The sequence below is a fragment of the Patescibacteria group bacterium genome (genome assembly GCA_028716665.1).
GTDB lineage: Bacteria > Patescibacteriota > Patescibacteriia > UBA2591 > JAQUPP01 > JAQUPP01.
On record JAQUPP010000002.1, the window covers coordinates 229672 to 249449 of the forward strand.

At 34.9% G+C, this 19778-nt stretch carries 22 protein-coding genes; 20 read left to right on the forward strand and 2 right to left on the reverse strand.

Features of this window, described 5'->3' with window-relative positions:
* Positions 1 to 201: 201 nt before the first annotated feature.
* Positions 202 to 399 (forward strand): cold shock domain-containing protein, encoded by a 198-nt coding sequence (locus PHF10_04300; protein ID MDD5534942.1) that lies wholly within the window; start codon positions 202 to 204, stop codon positions 397 to 399.
* A 234-nt stretch (positions 400 to 633) separates the two neighbouring features.
* On the forward strand, positions 634 to 936 hold the full coding sequence (locus PHF10_04305) for a hypothetical protein (protein ID MDD5534943.1): 303 nt from the start codon (positions 634 to 636) through the stop codon (positions 934 to 936).
* Positions 937 to 987: 51 nt separating this feature from the next.
* Here PHF10_04305 and mnmA read toward each other — a convergent pair whose 3' ends face one another.
* Positions 988 to 2085 (reverse strand): tRNA 2-thiouridine(34) synthase MnmA, encoded by a 1098-nt coding sequence (mnmA, locus tag PHF10_04310; protein MDD5534944.1) that lies wholly within the window; start codon positions 2083 to 2085, stop codon positions 988 to 990.
* An 87-nt stretch (positions 2086 to 2172) separates the two neighbouring features.
* Between mnmA and PHF10_04315 the strand changes: the two genes are divergently transcribed.
* The 14 genes from PHF10_04315 (at position 2173) to PHF10_04380 (ending at position 16360) form a co-directional block, all read left to right on the forward strand.
* A complete protein-coding gene (locus PHF10_04315) occupies positions 2173 to 2391 on the forward strand; it encodes a hypothetical protein (GenBank protein ID MDD5534945.1) in 219 nt (72 codons plus the stop codon).
* Positions 2392 to 2479: 88 nt separating this feature from the next.
* Positions 2480 to 2710, forward strand: a complete 231-nt coding sequence (locus PHF10_04320) for a hypothetical protein (GenBank protein ID MDD5534946.1) — start codon at positions 2480 to 2482, stop codon at positions 2708 to 2710.
* Between the two features lie 77 nt (positions 2711 to 2787).
* On the forward strand, positions 2788 to 3381 hold the full coding sequence (locus PHF10_04325; GenBank protein MDD5534947.1) for a sigma-70 family RNA polymerase sigma factor: 594 nt from the start codon (positions 2788 to 2790) through the stop codon (positions 3379 to 3381).
* 64 nt (positions 3382 to 3445) lie between these two features.
* Positions 3446 to 3844 carry a hypothetical protein gene (locus tag PHF10_04330; GenBank protein ID MDD5534948.1) on the forward strand — a complete coding sequence of 133 codons (399 nt, stop codon included), beginning with the start codon at positions 3446 to 3448 and terminating at the stop codon, positions 3842 to 3844.
* 14 nt (positions 3845 to 3858) lie between these two features.
* Positions 3859 to 4380 (forward strand): hypothetical protein, encoded by a 522-nt coding sequence (locus PHF10_04335; GenBank protein ID MDD5534949.1) that lies wholly within the window; start codon positions 3859 to 3861, stop codon positions 4378 to 4380.
* Between the two features lie 245 nt (positions 4381 to 4625).
* A complete protein-coding gene (locus PHF10_04340) occupies positions 4626 to 6506 on the forward strand; it encodes an HlyD family efflux transporter periplasmic adaptor subunit (protein MDD5534950.1) in 1881 nt (626 codons plus the stop codon).
* Positions 6507 to 6542: 36 nt separating this feature from the next.
* Entirely contained in the window at positions 6543 to 7256 is a 714-nt protein-coding gene (locus PHF10_04345) for an ABC transporter ATP-binding protein (protein MDD5534951.1), read from the forward strand.
* A complete protein-coding gene (locus tag PHF10_04350) occupies positions 7253 to 8476 on the forward strand; it encodes an ABC transporter permease (protein ID MDD5534952.1) in 1224 nt (407 codons plus the stop codon). Before PHF10_04345 ends, PHF10_04350 begins: the two co-directional genes overlap by 4 nt.
* A gap of 51 nt (positions 8477 to 8527) precedes the next feature.
* Positions 8528 to 8980 (forward strand): DUF5666 domain-containing protein, encoded by a 453-nt coding sequence (locus PHF10_04355; protein MDD5534953.1) that lies wholly within the window; start codon positions 8528 to 8530, stop codon positions 8978 to 8980.
* Positions 8981 to 9086: 106 nt separating this feature from the next.
* Positions 9087 to 9347 carry a hypothetical protein gene (locus tag PHF10_04360; protein MDD5534954.1) on the forward strand — a complete coding sequence of 87 codons (261 nt, stop codon included), beginning with the start codon at positions 9087 to 9089 and terminating at the stop codon, positions 9345 to 9347.
* Between the two features lie 260 nt (positions 9348 to 9607).
* On the forward strand, positions 9608 to 10498 hold the full coding sequence (locus tag PHF10_04365; protein MDD5534955.1) for a hypothetical protein: 891 nt from the start codon (positions 9608 to 9610) through the stop codon (positions 10496 to 10498).
* Positions 10499 to 10587: 89 nt separating this feature from the next.
* Positions 10588 to 12057, forward strand: a complete 1470-nt coding sequence (locus PHF10_04370; protein MDD5534956.1) for a hypothetical protein — start codon at positions 10588 to 10590, stop codon at positions 12055 to 12057.
* An 87-nt stretch (positions 12058 to 12144) separates the two neighbouring features.
* Positions 12145 to 12951: a TatD family hydrolase gene (locus PHF10_04375; GenBank protein MDD5534957.1), complete on the forward strand. Its 807-nt coding sequence runs from the start codon at positions 12145 to 12147 to the stop codon at positions 12949 to 12951.
* Positions 12952 to 13360: 409 nt separating this feature from the next.
* Positions 13361 to 16360: a UvrD-helicase domain-containing protein gene (locus PHF10_04380; protein ID MDD5534958.1), complete on the forward strand. Its 3000-nt coding sequence runs from the start codon at positions 13361 to 13363 to the stop codon at positions 16358 to 16360.
* Positions 16361 to 16413: 53 nt separating this feature from the next.
* Here PHF10_04380 and PHF10_04385 read toward each other — a convergent pair whose 3' ends face one another.
* Positions 16414 to 16689 (reverse strand): hypothetical protein, encoded by a 276-nt coding sequence (locus tag PHF10_04385; GenBank protein MDD5534959.1) that lies wholly within the window; start codon positions 16687 to 16689, stop codon positions 16414 to 16416.
* Between the two features lie 145 nt (positions 16690 to 16834).
* Between PHF10_04385 and PHF10_04390 the strand changes: the two genes are divergently transcribed.
* Genes PHF10_04390 through PHF10_04405 form a run of 4 tightly spaced genes read left to right on the forward strand, consistent with a single transcriptional unit; the run spans position 16835 to position 19777 of the window.
* Entirely contained in the window at positions 16835 to 17218 is a 384-nt protein-coding gene (locus tag PHF10_04390) for a hypothetical protein (protein ID MDD5534960.1), read from the forward strand.
* A 6-nt stretch (positions 17219 to 17224) separates the two neighbouring features.
* The gene (locus PHF10_04395; GenBank protein MDD5534961.1) at positions 17225 to 17632 is read left to right on the forward strand and encodes a hypothetical protein; all 408 of its coding nucleotides are present in this window, start codon (positions 17225 to 17227) and stop codon (positions 17630 to 17632) included.
* Between the two features lie 13 nt (positions 17633 to 17645).
* The gene (locus tag PHF10_04400; GenBank protein ID MDD5534962.1) at positions 17646 to 18788 is read left to right on the forward strand and encodes a hypothetical protein; all 1143 of its coding nucleotides are present in this window, start codon (positions 17646 to 17648) and stop codon (positions 18786 to 18788) included.
* 38 nt (positions 18789 to 18826) lie between these two features.
* Positions 18827 to 19777: a carbohydrate kinase family protein gene (locus PHF10_04405; protein MDD5534963.1), complete on the forward strand. Its 951-nt coding sequence runs from the start codon at positions 18827 to 18829 to the stop codon at positions 19775 to 19777.
* Position 19778 lies beyond the last annotated feature (1 nt).

Consider the following 19778-nt stretch of genomic DNA (forward strand, 5'->3'; position numbering starts at 1 on the left):
TACTGATTTTATTTTAATTAGACATCTATTTTAACTTTTGACCTATTAAATCGTAATTTTTAAGAAAGACAATAATTTCCTTGTGAGGGGGTTGACAAATATTATCAATAGTGTATACTTATATAGTTACAAAAGATGCGGAAACATAGTCGAGTTTTTCTGTATTAAAAATTATTAAAATTAAAATAAAAGTTTAAACGTATGAACGGAACTATTAAAACTCTTACGGATAGAGGATTTGGATTTATTTCTCGCGAAGGCGAAACAAAAGATCTATTTTTTCATTCCAAAAACTTGGTTGGCGTTACTTTTGCCGAATTAAAGGTTGGCGATGCCGTCACCTTTGAAGTCGAGCAGGGCGATAAAGGCCCAGCTGCCATCAATGTAGCACGCGCATAGTCGTCGTGAGCAAAAAAGACCACTTTCGTTTGAGAGCGGTCTTTTTGTTTTTAATTTTTTTATAAGGGTCCCGCCCTTAATATTTAAATTTTTTATTTATTTTTTTTCTTATCAACTTATTTGCTTATCAACTTATTAACTGAACACGGGGGTTGACATTTTTACTAAAATATGATATAATTTTTAACAGTAGTTTAAAATAAAAAATTAAAAATTAAAAAAGGGGAGGGGAAAATGGCAAAATGGAAATTTCCTTACTGGGGCATCATTGGTTGTTATATAGTCAGAATTGATGCAGAAAGCGATGATCTTGTTTTTCCTAAATATAAAGAAGGACAAGCAGCGCTGGAGCCAGTGAGTAAGTCGAACGAGATGTTTAAAGTATTAAAGTTTAAAACAGTAGAAGCGGCAATAAAAGCAATGGCTAAGATCAAAAATAAAACTGAAAAAGAAATTTTGAAAGAAGTACAGGATAATTTCCCTAGCATGGAAATTACTCTGAAAAAAAGAAGCTTTTTCTTTTTCTGGAAAAGGTAAAATAACAAAAACTGGGGCAGATTATTCCCCAGTTTTTTCTTTATTCGGAAATTATTGTTTTTTGTCAATAATAATTCCTCCGCCAAGAACCATATCTTTGTCGTAAAAAACAATTGATTGGCCCGGAGTAACCGCGAATTGCGGTTTTTTAAATTTTAAAACAGCGCTCTTGTTTGTTTTTGATAAAAATACGGCTTCGGCGAATTCGGCGCCGTATCTTATTTTGGTTCTGACTTTATTGGTTTTTATCAGTTTTAACGGAACGATCCAATTGATTTTTTTCACAAATGCTTTATCTGAAAAAGCGAGATTTCTCGGCCCCGCAACAATGATATTTTTTTTGACGTCTATTTTTAAAACATAATAAGGTTCTTTTAATCCGCCGATATGGAGATTTTTTCTCTGACCCAAAGTGTAATTTGATATTCCTTTGTGCTGTCCTAAAATATTTCCCTGCCAGTCAACTATTGATCCGATTTTTCCGGCCGGCAGTAAGACCGAATAATTGTCGCATTCAATGAAATTTTGGCTTTCGTCTTTTTCCGCGTAATCGGCAAACCCGTTTTTTTGAGCGAATTTTTTAATATCATCTTTTCTTTTTTCTCCAAGAGGAAAAAGAATTTTTTTCAATTGTTTTTGTTTTAATCGGTATAAAAAATAAGACTGGTCTTTGTTTTTATCAAGACCGGTCTTTAACAAATAAATATTATTTTTTTTATCAAAGCTTGTTCTGGCATAATGTCCGGTGGCGAAATAATCAAATTTTATTCCGCTGTTAATCGCTTTGTCTATCAATAATCCGAATTTTATTTTTGAATTGCACATCACGCACGGATTGGGAGTTTTTCCTTTTTGGTATTCTTCTTTGAAATAATCAATGACGCTTTTGTGATATTCTTTTCTGAGGTCTATTACGTAGTGGGGGATATTCATTATTCTGGCCGCTTTTTCCGCTTCGGCAATATCTTTAATTTCTCCCGGTCCGTAACACCCGCTTCGGTTGCCTTTAATCAGGGGATTATTATCCCAAATTTTCATTGTTAACCCGACAATGTCATATCCTTCATTTTTGAGCATCAAAGCGGCGATTGTGGAATCAACTCCACCACTCATTCCCACTGCGATTTTTGTTGTTTTTTTATTTTTCATTGAATTAATTTTAAATCTTTTTTTGATTATTGACAAGGTTCTAAAATATGATATATTTAAAATAAATATTTTAAAAAGGAGGAAAAAGTGAATCAAAATAGAATTAAAGCATTGACAAAAGTAGGAGGAATATTCGGACTCGGTATTGGAATTATGAATGGAATTGCATTTGGGTTTGGGTCCGGCGTTGGGGTTGGGATTGAATCGGGTCTTGTAAATGGAATCGTATTTGGGCTTATGATCGGATTTGTGGGTGGATTAGCAACTTTTTTATTATTAGGGTCTTTAACAAACAGGGCCCAATAATGAAAAATAAATTAAAAAGGCGGTGAAATAATTTTAGCCGCCTTTTTTATTTTTAATCAGTCGTCAATCATTGACAAAATTAGAAAATATGATATTATATGAAGAAAGGAGGAAAAAAATGGGAAAAAAGAAAAATTACTATTTCAAAATAAAGACTGTTGTAAACGGTTGTGATACAATTATTTTCCATATTGATACTAGGCCTCATCTCAAAGAGAAGGGAAAGTGTTTAACAGTAACTGCTCACGACAAAAAGGAGTCCATTTCTATATTAAAAGGAGAAACAGGAAAAGTACATGGAGGAATTATTAGTTTATAATTGTATCATAATGAGGCGCTAAAACCGCCTCATTATTTTATCTTGAAATTTTTGCGAAAATATGCCATAATGTATTTATGCCGGAAATAAATGACGAGCAACTGGTTAAAAAATATTTAAAAGGCGATGAAAAGTCGTTGGAAATTTTAATTCAACAATATCTCAAACCCGTCTATAACTTTATCTATCATTATGTAAATAGCGCTTCGGACGCCGAAGATATAACCCAAGAGGTATTTGTAAAAATGTGGAGAAATCTTAAAAAACCTGCCCTGAGCTTGTCGAAGGGGTTTGATCCTGAAAAAGGAAAGCTTAAAACTTGGCTTTTCAGTATTGCCAAAAATGCTTCGATTGATTTTCTTAGAAGAAAAAAAACATTGTCGTTTTCCGTATTCACAGATGAAAAAGGGGATAATATTATTACAGATACATTAAAAGATAGTTCTCTATTGCCTGATGAAATTTTTGAACAAAAAAATGCAACTCAATCTCTTTTTTCGGCTATAAAAAAACTTTCTCCGAAATATCGTTTAGTGCTTGATAAACATTATAATGACGATCTTACTTTTCGTGAAATCGCCCAATCTCTTAATGAACCGCTTCATACCATAAAAAGCCGATACAGACGCGCCCTGATTTCTCTTAAAAAATTTCTTGTTGAATCAATATAAATAAATTTTTTTTCAGAAGACAAAGGGATGCACCAAAATGCATCCCTTTGACGTATTATATAGTATGAATAATCAGGAAAAATTATTTAAACCCTCGGATGGTCTTTTTGACCAAATAATGTCTCGTATTCACGAGGAGCAAAAAATAATAATGGTTAAGCGCAGATTTGCGATATTTTTTGTCGGCTTGATCGGTTCTATGGCGGCTTTTATGCCTGCCTTTAAAATGATGCAAACTGGATTTAATGAATCCGGTTTTATTAATTTTTTCTCTTTATTTTTCACTGATATTGGAATGGTCATGACTTATTGGCGCAGTTTTGCCATGACGCTTTTAGGAACACTGCCCCTGATGAGCGTGGCCACTTTTCTGGTTATTGTTTTCATATTCCTCGAATCGCTCAAATTTTTAACGCAAGATATGAGAATTATTTTAAAGCACGCGCAAATATTTAATCATTAATATTAAATAATAATATGGATTTTAATAAAATTGATTTCAATAAATTTTTTCGATCAAAATCATTTAAGATCATTACTCTGATAATAATCGGAGTGATTGTTTTTTTACTTATTTTTAATCTTGGAATGATCATCGGGTTCAGAAAGGCTAATTTTTCTTACAAGTGGGGAGAAAATTATCATCAGAATTTTGCCGGTCCCCGCGGCGGTTTTTTCAGAGATTTCGGCGGCAGAGATTTTATAGAACCGCACGGAGTTTTTGGGCAAATTATTAAAATTGAAGACTCCACGCTTATTATCAAAAGTCCTGATAATGTGGAAAAAACTGTAATTGCCAAAGACGATACTGTAATTGAGCGTTTTAGAGAAACTATAAAATTAACCGATCTTAAAATTGATGATCAAATCGTGGTTATAGGCGAACCGAACACCAGCGGACAAATAGAGGCGAAATTTATCAGAATCATGCCTCAACCAAAAAAAGAAATGCCGATGGGAAAATTGCCTGATTTTCAAATGCCCGGCCGCCAGCGCTAAATTATATTAATTATTCTTTTATTATATTTATTATGCCAGGTAGTGGACTTTGACTTGTCCTCTCACAGCTAAAAAGTTTTATCTGGTATATATTTCGCGCATCTAACATATTGTTGAAGATTTAATTTGTTGATTTTTGGTCGGACAAAAAATCATAAGATAAACAAAGGTTTCCTAAAATAATTTAATTAATAATTTAAAACTTTGGTAATTTTACAAAAATTGTCAAAGTTCTACTACCTGGTATGAAGAAAAAAATTACATCAAAACAAAAATTTATTATCGCGCTGATTATTATTTTAATAGCCGGCGGAAGTTATTTTGTATATAAAAAAAATAAAAGCAACACAACTGAAATTCGTTATACATTAACCAAGGTTGAAAAGGGGACGTTGATTACTTCTGTTTCCGGAAGCGGACAAATTTCAGCCTCCAATCAAGTGGATATTAAAGCAAAAGCATCGGGCGACGTGGTTTATTTGGGAGTAAAATTAGGCCAAGAAGTTAAAAGCGGGACCTCTCTTGTCAGATTGGATCCCAGTGATGCTCAAATAAATGTACGGAACGCCGAGACAGCTCTTGAAACAGCCAAGCTTCAATTGGAGGATCTATTGGCTCCGGCAGACAAGCTTACAATGTTGCAAGCGGAAAATTCTCTTGTTCAAGCCAAGGACAGTTTGACTAAACTTAAATTTACTCAAGCGACTAATTATCAGAATGCTTTAGACGCTAAACAAAACGCCAAAGATGATCTTCAAAAAGCTTATGAGGATGGTTTTAATAATGTATCGAATACATTTCTTGAACTTCCGAACATTATAACCGGACTTCAAGATTTATTGTTTGGTTTTAATTTTTCAACAACTCAATACAATCTTGATTACTATACAAGTATTTCTCAATTATATGACGAAAAAGCGACGCAATACAGAGATGACACTTATACGAAATATCAATCTGCCCGCACAGCCTATGATAAAAATTTTTTGGATTACAAATCCGCGGACAGGTCTTCGGATAAAATCGTAATTGAATCACTGATCAGTGAAACCTACGAAACCACCCGAAGTATTGCTGAAGCGTTAAAAAGTGTCACTAATTTAATTCAATTTTATAAAGATAAATTAACCGAGCGCAGTTTAAGACCACAAACACTTGCCGATACTCATCTCTCCACTCTCAGCACTTATACCGGAAAAACAAACACATATCTTCTTAACCTTCTTTCAATCAAGAGTACTTTGCAAACAGACAAAGATACAATTATTGATAAAGAGAGAGATTTGAAAGAAATGGATCAAAATTATCCTCTTGATTTGACAGCCAGTGAAGAAAGTATAAAAGAAAAAGAACAAAAATTGGCCGATTTGAAAGCCGGTGCCACTGATCTTGATATTAGAAATCAAAAAATAACTATTCAGCAAAAGCAAGATGCTTTAACAAGCGCGAAACAAACTCTTGCGGATTATTATATTCAGGCCCCTTTTGACGGAGTGGTTGCAGAGTTAAATGTTAAAAACGGAGATTCAATTTCTTCCGGTGCCTCGGTTATTACCTTTATCACCAAGCAAAAAATGGCTGAGGTTACTCTTAACGAAGTTGATATTGCTAAAGTGAAAATAGGACAAAAAGTAACCATCACTTTTGACGCAATTGAAGATTTAAGTATCAGCGGTGAAGTGATAGAAACCGACGCAATCGGAACGGTTTCTCAAGGAGTGGTGACTTATAACGTAAAAATCGGATTTGACACTCAAGATGAACGTGTGAAATCAGGAATGAGTATGTCTGCGACAATAATTACGGATGTTAAACAAGACGTTTTATTAATTCCCAACTCCGCGGTAAAAACTTTGGGCGACACGTCTTACGTGGAAATATTTGATTCAACAATTAATCCAAAAAATTCAACGACAAATACTGCGACTGTTATTGTAAAAAATTCTCCCGCTCAGCAATCAATTCAGACCGGTTTGATAAATGATTCGTCCACGGAAATTATAAGCGGTCTTAAAGAAGGCGATTGGGTGGTCAGTGGGACCAGCAGCAGTTCTTCTGCCACGCAAACAAAAACAACCAATACAAGAAATTTATTTCAAATGGGAGGCGGCGGACCGCGCGATTAACATAATAAATAGAAATAGAATCATTAAAATATAATTATGATTGAATGTAAAAATATTTCAAAAATATATCAAGTCGGTGAATTCGAAACTGCTGCTTTGCAGAAAGTGTCATTTACCATTAATGATGGCGAATTCGTGGCGATTATGGGACCGTCCGGTTCAGGTAAATCAACTTTGATGCATATTTTGGGCGCGCTTGATACTCCGACCAGCGGTCAATATTTTTTAGACAATCATGATGTTTCCACTCTTTCTGATGATGAATTGGCGGATATCAGAAAAAATAAAATCGGTTTTATTTTTCAATCATTCAATCTTTTGCCGCGCGCGACGGTTTTGCGAAATGTCATGCTGCCGCTTATTTATTCAAACGTCCCCAAAGCGGAGCGCGAAATATTGGCGCGACAAGCTTTAAAAAATGCAGGATTGGATGAATCGCATTTTAATCATCTTTCCAATCAGCTTTCCGGTGGTCAAATGCAAAGAGTGGCCATTGCCCGCGCCTTGGTTAATAATCCGGCTTTAATTCTTGCCGACGAACCAACCGGAAATTTGGATACCAAAACCGGTGATATTGTTTTGGAGGCTTTTCAAAAATTAAATCAAGAACAGCATCGCACGATTATTTTAATTACGCATGAACGATATGTAGCTGAACACACGGACCGGATAATTTTTATCCGCGACGGCGCTATTGTGGAAGATTCAAAAAATAAAAACAGATTAACTATTAATCACGATCATTTATGAAAGTACAAGACTTATTTGAAGAAACATATTTTGCTTTGCTCGCCAATAAAGCGCGAACAGGTTTAACTGTTCTTGGCATTGTAATCGGTATCGGATCAGTGATTGCCATGATTTCACTCGGTCAAGGCGCGACAGGTTCCATAGAATCAAGTATTCAATCAATCGGTTCAAATTTAATTATCGTAATGCCAAGTTTTCAAAGAGGAGTCGGCACTCAAGTAAGCGCGGGTCGGGGATCTGCTCAAACGCTCAAGCCGGCGGACGCAGAAGCCATTCAAGAACAAATTACTCTTGTGAAAGCTGTTGCTCCTGAACTTTCAGGCCGCTATCAAATTACGACAAAAGGAAAAAACACCAATACTTCGGTTATCGGGACTACGGCCGCATATTCTTCGGTTCGCAATGTTGAAGTTGATATTGGTTCTTTTATTTCAGATCAAAATGTGCAGGGTTCATCAAAAGTGGCGGTTATCGGTCCAACGGTCAGAGATGATCTTTTTGGCGAAAATGTAAATCCGGTCGGACAAACGATTCGCATCAAAAAAATTGAATTTAAAGTTATCGGTCTTACCAAAACAAAAGGCGGAAGCGGTTTCAGCAATCAGGACGATCAGATTTATGTTCCTTTGTCCACGGCTCAGCGTTTCTTGGCCGGTAGCGAATATGTAAGTACAATCAGCGTGCAGGCAGTTGATCAAAAATCAATGACTGAATTGCAAAGTCAAATTACAACATTATTATTAAGCCGTCACAATATTTCAGATGCTGCCTTGGCTGATTTCAGTACTATGAATCAATCTGATATTGTGGAAAGCGCATCTTCAATAACTAAAACTTTAACCATGCTTTTGGCCGCGATTGCCGGAATTTCTTTGATTGTCGGCGGTATTGGTATTATGAATATGATGTTGACTAACGTTACTGAGCGAACAAGGGAAATCGGTTTGCGAAAAGCCATTGGTGCCAAAAGATCGGAGATTAATCTTCAATTTTTAACTGAGGCGGTGATGGTTACTTTCCTTGGAGGAGTTATCGGCGTTTTATTCGGCTGGCTTATTTCACTTGGCATTTCTCAATTTAGCAGTATTGCCACCAAGATGTCATTATCGTCAGTTTTGTTGGCCTTTGGCGTATCGGCCGCGATTGGAATTATATTCGGTTATTACCCGGCCCGCCGTGCTGCAGCCCTTAATCCTATTGAAGCACTGAGATACGAATAGAATAAGCTAATAAGTAAATAAGTTAATAAGCTAATAAGTAATTAAAAAATTATGAAAAAAATATTACCAATTATTATAATATTGGTTGTCGTAGTAGGCGGAGGAGCTTTTTTCGGAGGCATGAAATATGCTCAAAGTAAACAATTAAAAAATGGTAATTTTGGCAATCTCTCGGCAGCAGAACGGCAACAGCGTTTTCAACAAATGGGGAACGGTATGGCTCCAACTGGAAATAGACAAGGCGGTGTAAATTCTATCAGCGGAGAAATTATTTCTCAAGATGATAAAAGCATTACCGTCAAATTAAACGATGGCGGATCAAAAATTATTTTTTATTCCGACACGACTCAAGTTATGAAATTTTCTCAAGGATTAGCTGCTGATTTAAAAATAGGGGAGAATGTTATGGTGAATGGTTCTTCTAACTCAGACGGCAGTATTACCGCCAAATCAATTCAGCTAAGACCGGCTACACCGCCGGCTCAGCCGCAAATTCAAAAATAAAAGAGTTTCTATAATCAAAAAGCGTTGTTTTTAAACAACGCTTTTTGATTTGACAAAAACAAAAAAAATGTTATTATAAAATCAGTAAATAAAAAAGGAGGAAAAAATGAAATTATTTATCTGTGATGAGTGTCGCAGAGCAATAGTTTTAACCGGTGAATGGCAAAATTGTGGATGCGGAAAGGTTGGCGGTAAAAATGTTGAAAATGGCATAGAAATAATAATCGCTGTCAAAAATAAAGAAACCGCCAGAATATTGGATATACCGGAAAGTGTTGTAAGTGGAGGCGCCCAGGAAGGAAAAGTTTCAATTATTCCATGGGCCAGTAAGGCTATAATTTTCAAAAAAAACAAACAGAAGGCTTAAAAACCTTCTGTTTTTCTATATTTTAGGGGGTTGACCCCCTCACCAAACGTTGATATATGTATTAAACAAGAAGTCCATATTTGTTTATATTTAAAGTATTTTTATTTATATTAAATTTTAAATTTATGGATTTGATAAATATAAAACTGAGTGTTTATCAGCGTTATAGGTGAGGGGGTTGACAAAACGTTGATTTTGTGCTATATTTATACTATATAAAATGGATCTTTAAAAAAAACAAAGAAAAAAAGGGAGGAAAAATGGCAACAAAATTGAATGAGACGGAAAGAAGCGAATTTATAAGTAAACTTATTGATACGGTTCTACCGCAATGTAAGGATTTATCCATGAATCAATTATTAGGCGACGGGATTGTTGAGGGTCTAAAAGAAGGAATTGTGGAGTATTTGATGACTGAACAAAAAGAATATCTTTCGGAGTGGATTAATTCTAAGATGAAAATATATCGGGACGCAGGCATATCTGGAAAGATATCTGATCTATGGCTTGATCAGATAGAAAGTATCTTAGGGGTAATTGAAGGAGAAATTGTCAACAAAAGACCTGATGGAATTGTTATCAGAGGATTAGTCGTCGGAGATGATAATATCCCTTTGATTCCTCGTATTCCGGTAAGTCGGAAAAGTTTGGATGACCAAGTAGAGATACTTATGGATAAAAAAAACGGGAGCAATAATATTGATCCCGAAATGATAAAGGGGTTGTTTCAATCACCAAAATCATTTTGGATACTCGATATAGATTTAGGGGAAAAATTTAGGGGAAAGTCTCCTCAATTTGCCCTGAATGTGATCGCTACTGAACATCCAAAATTCGTACAGTATTTCAGGAAATTATCGTCTATGACTGACGAAACCGATAAGACCAATGAAGCTCAAGAAGAGAAAAAAGAAAATCAGCCATCCTTTGCGATAATGCCGAACAGAACAGGTCTTACGATTGAGGAGGTAATTTCTCTTGCTATCCAACAAGGTAACTTGGACTATGGTATGTATGCCATAGCTTCGGAAACAGTGGACGGAAAAATCCCATGTCTAAAATTAATTGATGGGGTCCCCACGCTTTTCGCGGTAGACAAGGACAATCAAGATGAAAATTGTCAGACTCCGTTTTGTGTTCGTTTGAGGTGATCTATATAAATAGCCAGGTTGGTAATCAACCTGGCTATCTTTTTTTAAATGGGATTGACAAATGACATTTTTTATGTTATTATAATAATATGAAAAAATATAAATTTATAATTATTTCAATTATTTTTTCTTTTATTTTAACCCCTTTGCAAGGGGCTCTTGCTGATTATCTTCCACCCAGAGGAGCGGCGCCGATTGAAACAGGCAGTTGGAAAACTGATTTTGGTTCCCAATCTGCCATTGATACCAAGCAAAGCACTGTTAAATGGGCGAAAAATAGCATTACATTGGCAAAAGAAGGCGACGGTTATATGTCTAATGGTGTTTTCTGGACCAATGAAATCAGTTTTAAGCAAGATATTCTTAATGTGACATTGGATGGTAATTTTGATCGTCCGACCGGAACCACTATTTTAGGTTTTGTCACTTTTGAAAATAGCGTTAGAGAATATCCTTTGAATCCTTTTGAGTGGGGAGATTTATATCAACCTGATGGCAGGGTCAGAAAAATGCGTTTAAGAATATTTCTAGCCAGCGATAATCCGGCTTTGACGCCGGTGGTTCATGAATTAAGGGTGAAGGTGGAGTTGGAAGATCGTTCCGACAGCGGACCGATTAATCGAGATAATACCAGAGTCTCGGATTTAAAAAAGATAAGAAATGTCGTTAATAATTTTTACAAAGATTTTATTATATATCCGGCTGTAAGTATATCTAATGATAATAAAGAAAACAAGGATTATCAATGGAAATTATTAAAAGATGTTTTGGATTCCGCATCGTTAACCTGGCATAAAAGTTATACCAATGGATTTGTCGCACAACCGAAAGTGTTAGGCAATGATTTTAAATATGGATATTTAACGGGGGATTCAGGCGCTTATTATTTGATGTGGACCAGATTAGAAGATGTAAATTCCAAACATTTTGCCGGATCTGATTCGTGGAAGGGCAGTATTTTGGGAGTAAATTGTACTCCGCCAATTTATTGTTTTTCATCAAAAGGTATTCCCGGTCAAACGGAAATAATTGCCAAAACTTTTGAAACCAATAAAAATAAAGCGAATAAAATCAAAGGCACGGTTTTTGCCAGAATTAAAAATGATCCGAAGGTTTGGTTTGTATTGAATAACCGCCGGTTTTGGATAAGAGATCCTAAAATTTTGGATAAACTTAACGCCACTTCAAAAGATGTGGTAATTAACTCAAATATCAGTAAAGTTCCTTTATTCAAATTTATCAGAGCCAAGGACGATAAAAAAATTTATTTAATTTCTGAATCGGGATTTAAAAGATATATACCTGATATTAAAGTTTTAAATTTCTACGGCCGCACGACCGAGGTTGTCACTTTGCCGAATGATATACTTAACGCTATTCCTGATAATTGTTTAATCAGAGCCAAGGGAGACACAAAAGTTTACTTTCTTGATCAGAAAATAATCAGATGGGTGACTTCGCCGGATGTCATTAAAAAATTGGGATTTACCACTTCAGATATAGTTAATATTGATACCAGAGAATTGAAATATTATACTGAAGCCAGTCCTATATTCTAATTTTTTATTTTTAGCAGAATACCTCGTGGTTTACTGCGAGGTATTTTATTAAATTTTTCATTTTGATTTTTACATTTTTAATTTTTTATGATCGATACTCATAGTCATCTCAATTTTAAAGTTTTTGATAATAATTATAAAGAAGTAATCAAAAGAAGTCTTGATAACGGCGTCCAGGCGATTATTAATATTGGCACTGATTTGGAGAGCAGTAAAAAAGTTGTGGCTATTGCCAATGAATTTCAGAATTGTTATGCCGCTGTCGGACTTCATCCGACTGATATTGAAAAAGAAAATTTTGATCCCAAAAAATATATTAATTTGGTTAATTTAAATCAAGATAAAATTAAAGCAATAGGGGAGACAGGACTTGATTATTATCACATAACGAATAATGCCGAGCGCGACAAACAAAAAGAAATTTTTAAAAAACATTTGGAATTGGCTCAAAAATTAAATTTGCCGATAATAATTCATTGTCGCGGCAGTAAAGAAAATCCAAAAGACGCCTATTTGGAAATATTGTCAATTCTTAGTTCTTTGTCGTTTATACCCCGAGGCGTGATTCATTGTTTCACGTCTGATTTGGAAATCGCTCAAAAATTTTTAAACCTTGGTTTTTATTTGGGATTTACCGGAGTTATTACTTTCAAGAATACGCATTCTCTTTTTGAAGTTGTTAAAAATGTTGATTTGAACAGAATATTAATTGAAACGGATTGTCCGTTCTTAGCACCCGAACCCCATCGGGGAGAACAAAATGAACCTTCTTATGTCCGTTTTGTAGCTGAAAAAATTGCCGAAATTAAAGAATTGTCATTGGAAGAAATCATAAAAATAACCACTCAAAACGCAATTAAATTATTTAATTTACCCCGCACCCAGAATTTATAATGCTCAGCATTTTTTAAAAATTTGTATAGAAAACATTATAGAGTATCTTTTTTTAGAGATACTTTATTTTTTTTAAGAGATATAGCTTCGCATTTAAAAAATAAATAAATTCTGGGTGCGGGGTTTAAAACAAGATTTAATAAAAAAAGAAGATTATTAATAATCTTCTTTTTTATATATTTTTTAAATTACTAACTCATTTTAGACGGCCGTCCGAAATGAGTTAGTAATTTAAAAAATAGATATTTGAGGCGAGTTTCGTAATACTCGTTGCCATTCGATATTTTTTGTGGTAAAATGTTAAACATGCCCGCCCAAATTTTTTATTTATCCATATTTCTGCATAATCAAGGGGCTGGGTAGAAATTATATTAAAAAAATTATTTAAATATTATAAATTTAGGCGGGTATGCCAGAAAACGAAATTATTTCTAAAATTATAGAAGAATTGAATCCTCGGCAAAAAGAGGCTGTTACTCATGTTAACGGCCCCTTAATTATAATTGCCGGAGCAGGTACGGGAAAAACCAGAGCCATTACTTATCGCATTGCTTGGTTGATTTTAAGCGGACAAGCAAAACCGGAAGAAATTTTGGCCGTTACTTTTACTGATAAAGCCACTCAAGAAATGGAAGAACGGGTGGATAAATTATTGCCTTATGGTTATGTTGATATTTGGATTTCCACTTTTCATTCTTTTTGCGAAAGAGTTTTGCGAGATTATGCCATAGAAATCGGCCTGCCTATTGATTTTAAATTGCTTGATACGGCCGGGCAGTGCTTTTTGGTCCAGAAAAATTTTGATCGTTTTGATTTGGATTATTATCGTCCGCTTGGCAACCCGACCAAATTTATTCGCGAACTGGTAAAACATTTCGGCCGGGCCAAAGATGAGGTTATTTCGCCGAAAGAATATTTGGAATATGCTCAAGGTTTGGAAATGGATAACGATAGATCAATGTCTGACAATTTGGTCAAAGGAGAGGCAGGCAGAATCAAAGAAGTGGCCAATGCTTATTACACTTATCAGCAATTATTATTGGATAACGGCGCTTTGGATTTTGGCGATTTGATTAATTACACCATTGAATTATTTTCAAAACGCCCGGAAATTTTGGAAAAATACCGCAAGAAATTCAAATATATTTTAGTGGATGAATTTCAGGACACCAATTGGGCGCAATATAAATTGCTTCAAATGCTTGCCCAACCGGAAAACCTGTCTGACCGGCAGGCAGGTAATATCACGGTCGTAACCGACGATAAACAGGCGATTTACCGATGGCGCGGCGCGGCTTATAATAACGTGTTTCAATTAAAAAAAGATTTTCCAAAATGCAAAATTGTTTTCTTGGATGAAAATTATCGTTCTCGGCAGGCGATTCTTGATTTGGCTTATAAATTTATTGAACAAAATTATCTTGAAGACAAAGATTCAGGCGTAAAATTCAAGGGCTTGTTAAGCAAAAATTTAAAATCAACCCGAAAAGGAGAAGCGGAAATCGCGCATATTCACGCCAAAACGCAGGAAGAGGAAGCAAAAGAAACAGTTAAAAAAATTATAGAACTAAGAAAATTAAACCCAAAAGCGAGTTGGAACGACTTCGCCATTTTGGTCAGAGCGAATAATCAGGCGGAAATTTTTTGCCAAACTTTGCGTTGGAATAATATTCCTTATCAATTTTTGGCCAGGACCGGATTATTTTCAAAACCGATTGTGATGGATATTTTGGCTTATTTGAAACTTCTTGATAATTATCACGAAAGTCCGGCTGTTTACCGCATTTTAACTTCGCCGATTTTTTTTGATGAACTTCCGAATCAAGATTTGATTAATTTGACTTATTGGGCAAATCGAAAAAATTGGTCAATTTATGAAGCCATTGCCAAAGTTTCAACTGTTCCGAATATTTCACCAAAAGGAATCGAAGAATTGAATAAAGTTTTGGTCTGGATTGAGAAACACACTCAGCTGGCAAAAAAAGAAAATGCCAGCAAAGTTATTTACGCTTTTTTGGAAGACACCGGTTATTTGAAACTTTTATCCGAATCGGCCGAAAAAGGCAATGAACAAAATATTGAAAATATTTTTTGGCTGCGGCAATTTTTCAATAAAGTTAAAAATTTTGAAGAAGTCAATTTGGATAAATCAATTTCCAATTTTATCCAGATGATTGATTTGATGCTGGATGCGGGGGACACGGGTGCGGTCGCGACTGAGGCCGAAGAGAGCGGTCCGGAAACAGTCAAAGTTATGACCATTCACGCCGCCAAAGGATTGGAATTTAATTGGGTTTTTGTCGTTAACTTGGTTGATCGCCGTTTTCCAACCACCGAACGGCACGAAGCCATTGAAATACCGCCGGCTCTGATTAAAGAAATTATTCCCGAAGGCGATATTCATTTTCAGGAAGAACGGCGTTTGTTTTATGTCGCCATGACCAGAGCCAAAGACGGATTATTTTTAACTTCTGCTGAAAATTACGGCGGCAAAACAGTTAAAAAGTTTTCCAGATTTTTACATGAATTGGGTTTGATTGATAAAAAATTTCCGCCCGAGCCGATTCCTTCTGTCAAAGATTTGCGCCAATTTTTGGCTCCGAAAGAAATAATGGTTTCATCAAAAAGTGATTATCAATTGCCGACCAAATTCAGTTTTACTCAGTTAATGGCTTTTGAAACTTGTCCGCTTCAATATAAATTCGCTCATATTTTAAAAATTCCCAGAAAAGGAAAAGGTAGTTTGGTTTTTGGCCAAAGCATTCACAACACACTTCAGAAATTTTTACAAAAGTATCTGGAATTAAAAGATGTGAAACAGGCGGAATTGTTTGTCACGTCCGGCAAAAAGAAATCAAAAAAAGAAATAACTTTCAAAGATTTAATTCAAATTTATAATGAATGTTGGATTGATGAATGGTATGAAGATAAAAATAATCAGGATGAATACAAAGAAAGAGGAAAAAAGATTTTGAAACTTTTCTACGATAATTTCATGAAAAATCCGCCAAAAATAAAATCATTGGAACTCCCGTTTAATTTTAAATTGGGGGAATACGCGTTGAAAGGAAAAATAGACCGAATTGACGAAGTTGAAGGCGGAATAGAAATCATTGATTATAAAACAGGCAATTTAAAAGAAAAACTGAATGCGAATGAAAAGTGGCAGCTTTTGATTTATCAATTGGCTCTTAGATCTTTATTTCGCGAACCGGCAGTGCGTTTGACTTATTACTATTTGGAAACAGGGGATAAGATTTCATTTTTAGGCGATGAAAAAGAACTTGAAGAAATTGAGGAAAAAATCAAAAAAATTATTAAAGAAATCAAGCAAAGCGAATTCCCGCCTAAAGCTACTAAGTGCCAATGGTGCGATTTTAAAGATATCTGTGAATACAAAGCTGTTTAAAATAAAAAATAGGCCCTGTTTCATTACAAAACAGAAGCCTATTTGGGATCTCATTATTCAATGGTTTCAATGTAGATAATATTGCTAAAATCAAAGTAATCTGATCCTACAAAGACTCCATATTTATCGACGGTTAATTTTCCTCTGTATTCCTTCATCTCAGGTTGAAATCCACTTTGACGTTTATTGTCTTTATTGGATCTAAGCATTACTTCCTTCCCATCGAAAGGCTTAAGCCATTTATGTGACTTTTTTTTAAGTTGTTCGTAAAGCCGCTCGGTAAGTTTTTTTTGAAGTTTTTCAACTTCAAAGGCAAGACCTATTTTCATTTTATTACCCTCCTTTTATTATAAATAATAGCACATTTTTTTGTTCTTGTCAAGAGATATTGGAGTGCTATAATAATGTTATTATTTTAAATTCTATATTCTCCGCCCAAGGCGGACCAGCCTCGGGCTGGTAACTTTTAAACTTATGACCCTAAAAAAATATCTCAATTTAATGACAATTCTAACCATTATTTGTTGGCTGGCTTGGGTGGCGGTAATTTTTTTTATCAATCCGAGAGGGCTGGGACTGGTTGGTTTTATTTTATTCTATTTCAGTTTATTTTTGGCTATTTTGGGCGCGGCCTCACTTCTTGGTTTTATTATCAGAACAAGATTGAATTTAAAACCGATTTTTGTTCAAGTGGAATTGGCTTTTCGCCAGGGGATTTGGCTGGGACTAGTGATTGTCTCCATGCTGATTTTGAAAGGGCTTGATCTTTTGCGTTGGTGGAATTTTTTATTTTTAGTTTTGTTCTTCGTTGTTTTGGAATTTTTCTTTTTATCTTCTCAAAGGAAATATAAGATTTAAAATAGTATGAAGTTAATTTATAATTGGCTTAAAAAAATTTTACAGAGTTTGAAATTGACACCCAGAAAATCGGTTAAAGGATTAGAAAAAGTTATTGCCGTGAAAATCATAGATATTAAACCGCATCCAAATGCCGACCGATTAAGAATTGTCACTGTGGATACGGGCGAGCAAAAAATGGAAATAGTTTGCGGCGCGCCAAATGTGGAAATAGGCCAAATGGTTCCTTTGGCTCTTAAAGGAGCGAAATTGCCTTGCGGCATTGAAATTAAAGAAAGCGTTATTCGGGGCGTCAAATCAGAAGCAATGCTTTGCGCCAAAGACGAATTAGGCTTGGGCCAGGATCATACCGGTATTTATATTTTGCCTCAGAAGGCGAAAATAGGCGAGAGAGTTGATAAATTTTTAAGATAAGTAAATAAAAAATATGCAAAGAAATATTATAATAAAAAACGAAAAAGAAAATACTTTAATTGAAGAAATTAATAAAAGAAGTGATATTAAAGCCGAAAGAATTAAAAGATTATTAAAGCTTCCGGATTTGACAAAAAAAGAAAATTCTCCTGTTAAAATTTTGGTTGATCAGATATTGAAGCTGCCCAGATTCAAAGATTTTGATTTGGTTGATTTTCCAAGAATTGTTACGGTTAAAGATAATTTTGACCTTTTAAACACCCCAAAAGACCACCCGAGCAGAAAAGAAACAGATACTTATTATGTTACAGATGAGTATGTTTTAAGAACGCAGATGACGGTCATGTGGTCTTTTTACTTGAAAGACCCCGAAGTTTTGAAAAAATTAGAAACAGATGGCCAAATAGAGGCTCTCTCAACAGGAATAGTTTTTCGCAAAGACGCAATTGATAGAAGCCATTATCCGGCATTTCATCAGATCGACGGATTGGGTATTTATAAAAAATCTCAAAAAATTATTACGGTGAAGGAGTTAAAGGATGTTCAAATTGATTTGGCAAAAGGTATTTTTGGTCCGGATATTGAATATAACTTTATTGTTGATTCTTTTCCTTTTACAACTCCGTCAGTTGAAATGGATATTAAATTTAACGGGGAGTGGATGGAAGTGAACGGAGCAGGCCTGGTGCATCCGCAAGTTTTAAAAAATTTTGGATTGGATCCGGAAATTTATAACGGTTGGGCTTTTGGATTTGGAGACAGACTAGCGATGATAAAAATGGGAATTCCTGATATCAGAATTTTGTGGTCAGATGATCCGAGAATCACCAGTCAATTTAAAGACATAAACAGCAAGTTTAAAGAAGTCAGCAAATATCCCGCAACCACAAGAGATATTTCATTTGTCATTGATAAAAATATAAATTTGAATAATTATTACGAAATTGTAAGAGATTTTGCCGAGAACTTGATTGAAGAAGTAAAATTTTTGGATAGCTACGAAAATGAAGAAAAATTCGGCAAGGATAAAAAAAGTTATACGTTCAGAATCGTGTATCGTTCACCGGAAAAAACTTTAACCAATGAGGAAATAAATAAAATACAAGATGAGATCAGACAGAAGACTGTACAAGATTTAAACGCAGTCTTGCGCTAATTTTTAAATTTTTAGTTTTTTAGATTTTTAAATTTATTATGTACGATATAGTTACAATTGGCGGAGCCATACGCGATATTATTTTTTACACCAACGAAGGATTAGTGGTTAATAATCCGAATCCTTTGTGTGAAAAATTAATCGCTTTTGAATTAGGGGCTAAAATCTATACTGATGAAGCATATTGGTCATGGGGCGGTGGAGCCGATAATACGGGCGTTGGCGTGGCTAAATTAGGGCTAAAAACAGCTATTATTGTCAGAGTCGGCGCTGATGGGGAAGGCGATGAGCTGGTGAAATATTTTAAAAAACAGGGCATAGAAACAAAATTTATTCAACGCGACAAAAATATCCGCACCGGTTTTTCGCTTGTTACGACTCTGAAAAATAAAAAAGCCCACACTATTTTTGTTTATCGCGGACCGGGCGAGAATCTTAATTCTTTGCCGAAAAATATTTCCGCAAAATGGATTTATATTTCTTCTTTAAGCGCCAAATATTGGGAAAAAATGCTGAATCAGATTTTAAAATATAAAGCGATTAAAGCCTGGAATCCTTCAATTGTTCAACTGAAGACCGGTTATTCAAAGTTGGCCAAGTTTTTGAAAAAAATTGATGTTTTGATTCTTAATGAAGACGAAGCGAGAGAATTGGTTTTATCAGCCCAAAAAACAAAAGATTTGTCAATTAAACATTTATTAAAAAGAATTTATCAGATGGGGCCGAAAATTGTCGCCATCACTGCCGGACCAAAAGGAGTTTTTGCTTATAACGGCGATAAATTTTATTCGCACAAAATCAAAAAAGCTAAAGTCATAAATACGGTTGGGGCGGGTGATGCTTTTTCTTCCGGTTTTATTGCCGGTTTGTTTTATGACAAAAATGATATTCAAAAAGCGCTTCATTGGGGAATTATAAACAGCGCTTCAGTGATTGCCAAGGTTGGCGCTCAGGAAGGATTATTAAATAAATCTCAAATTAATAAATAAT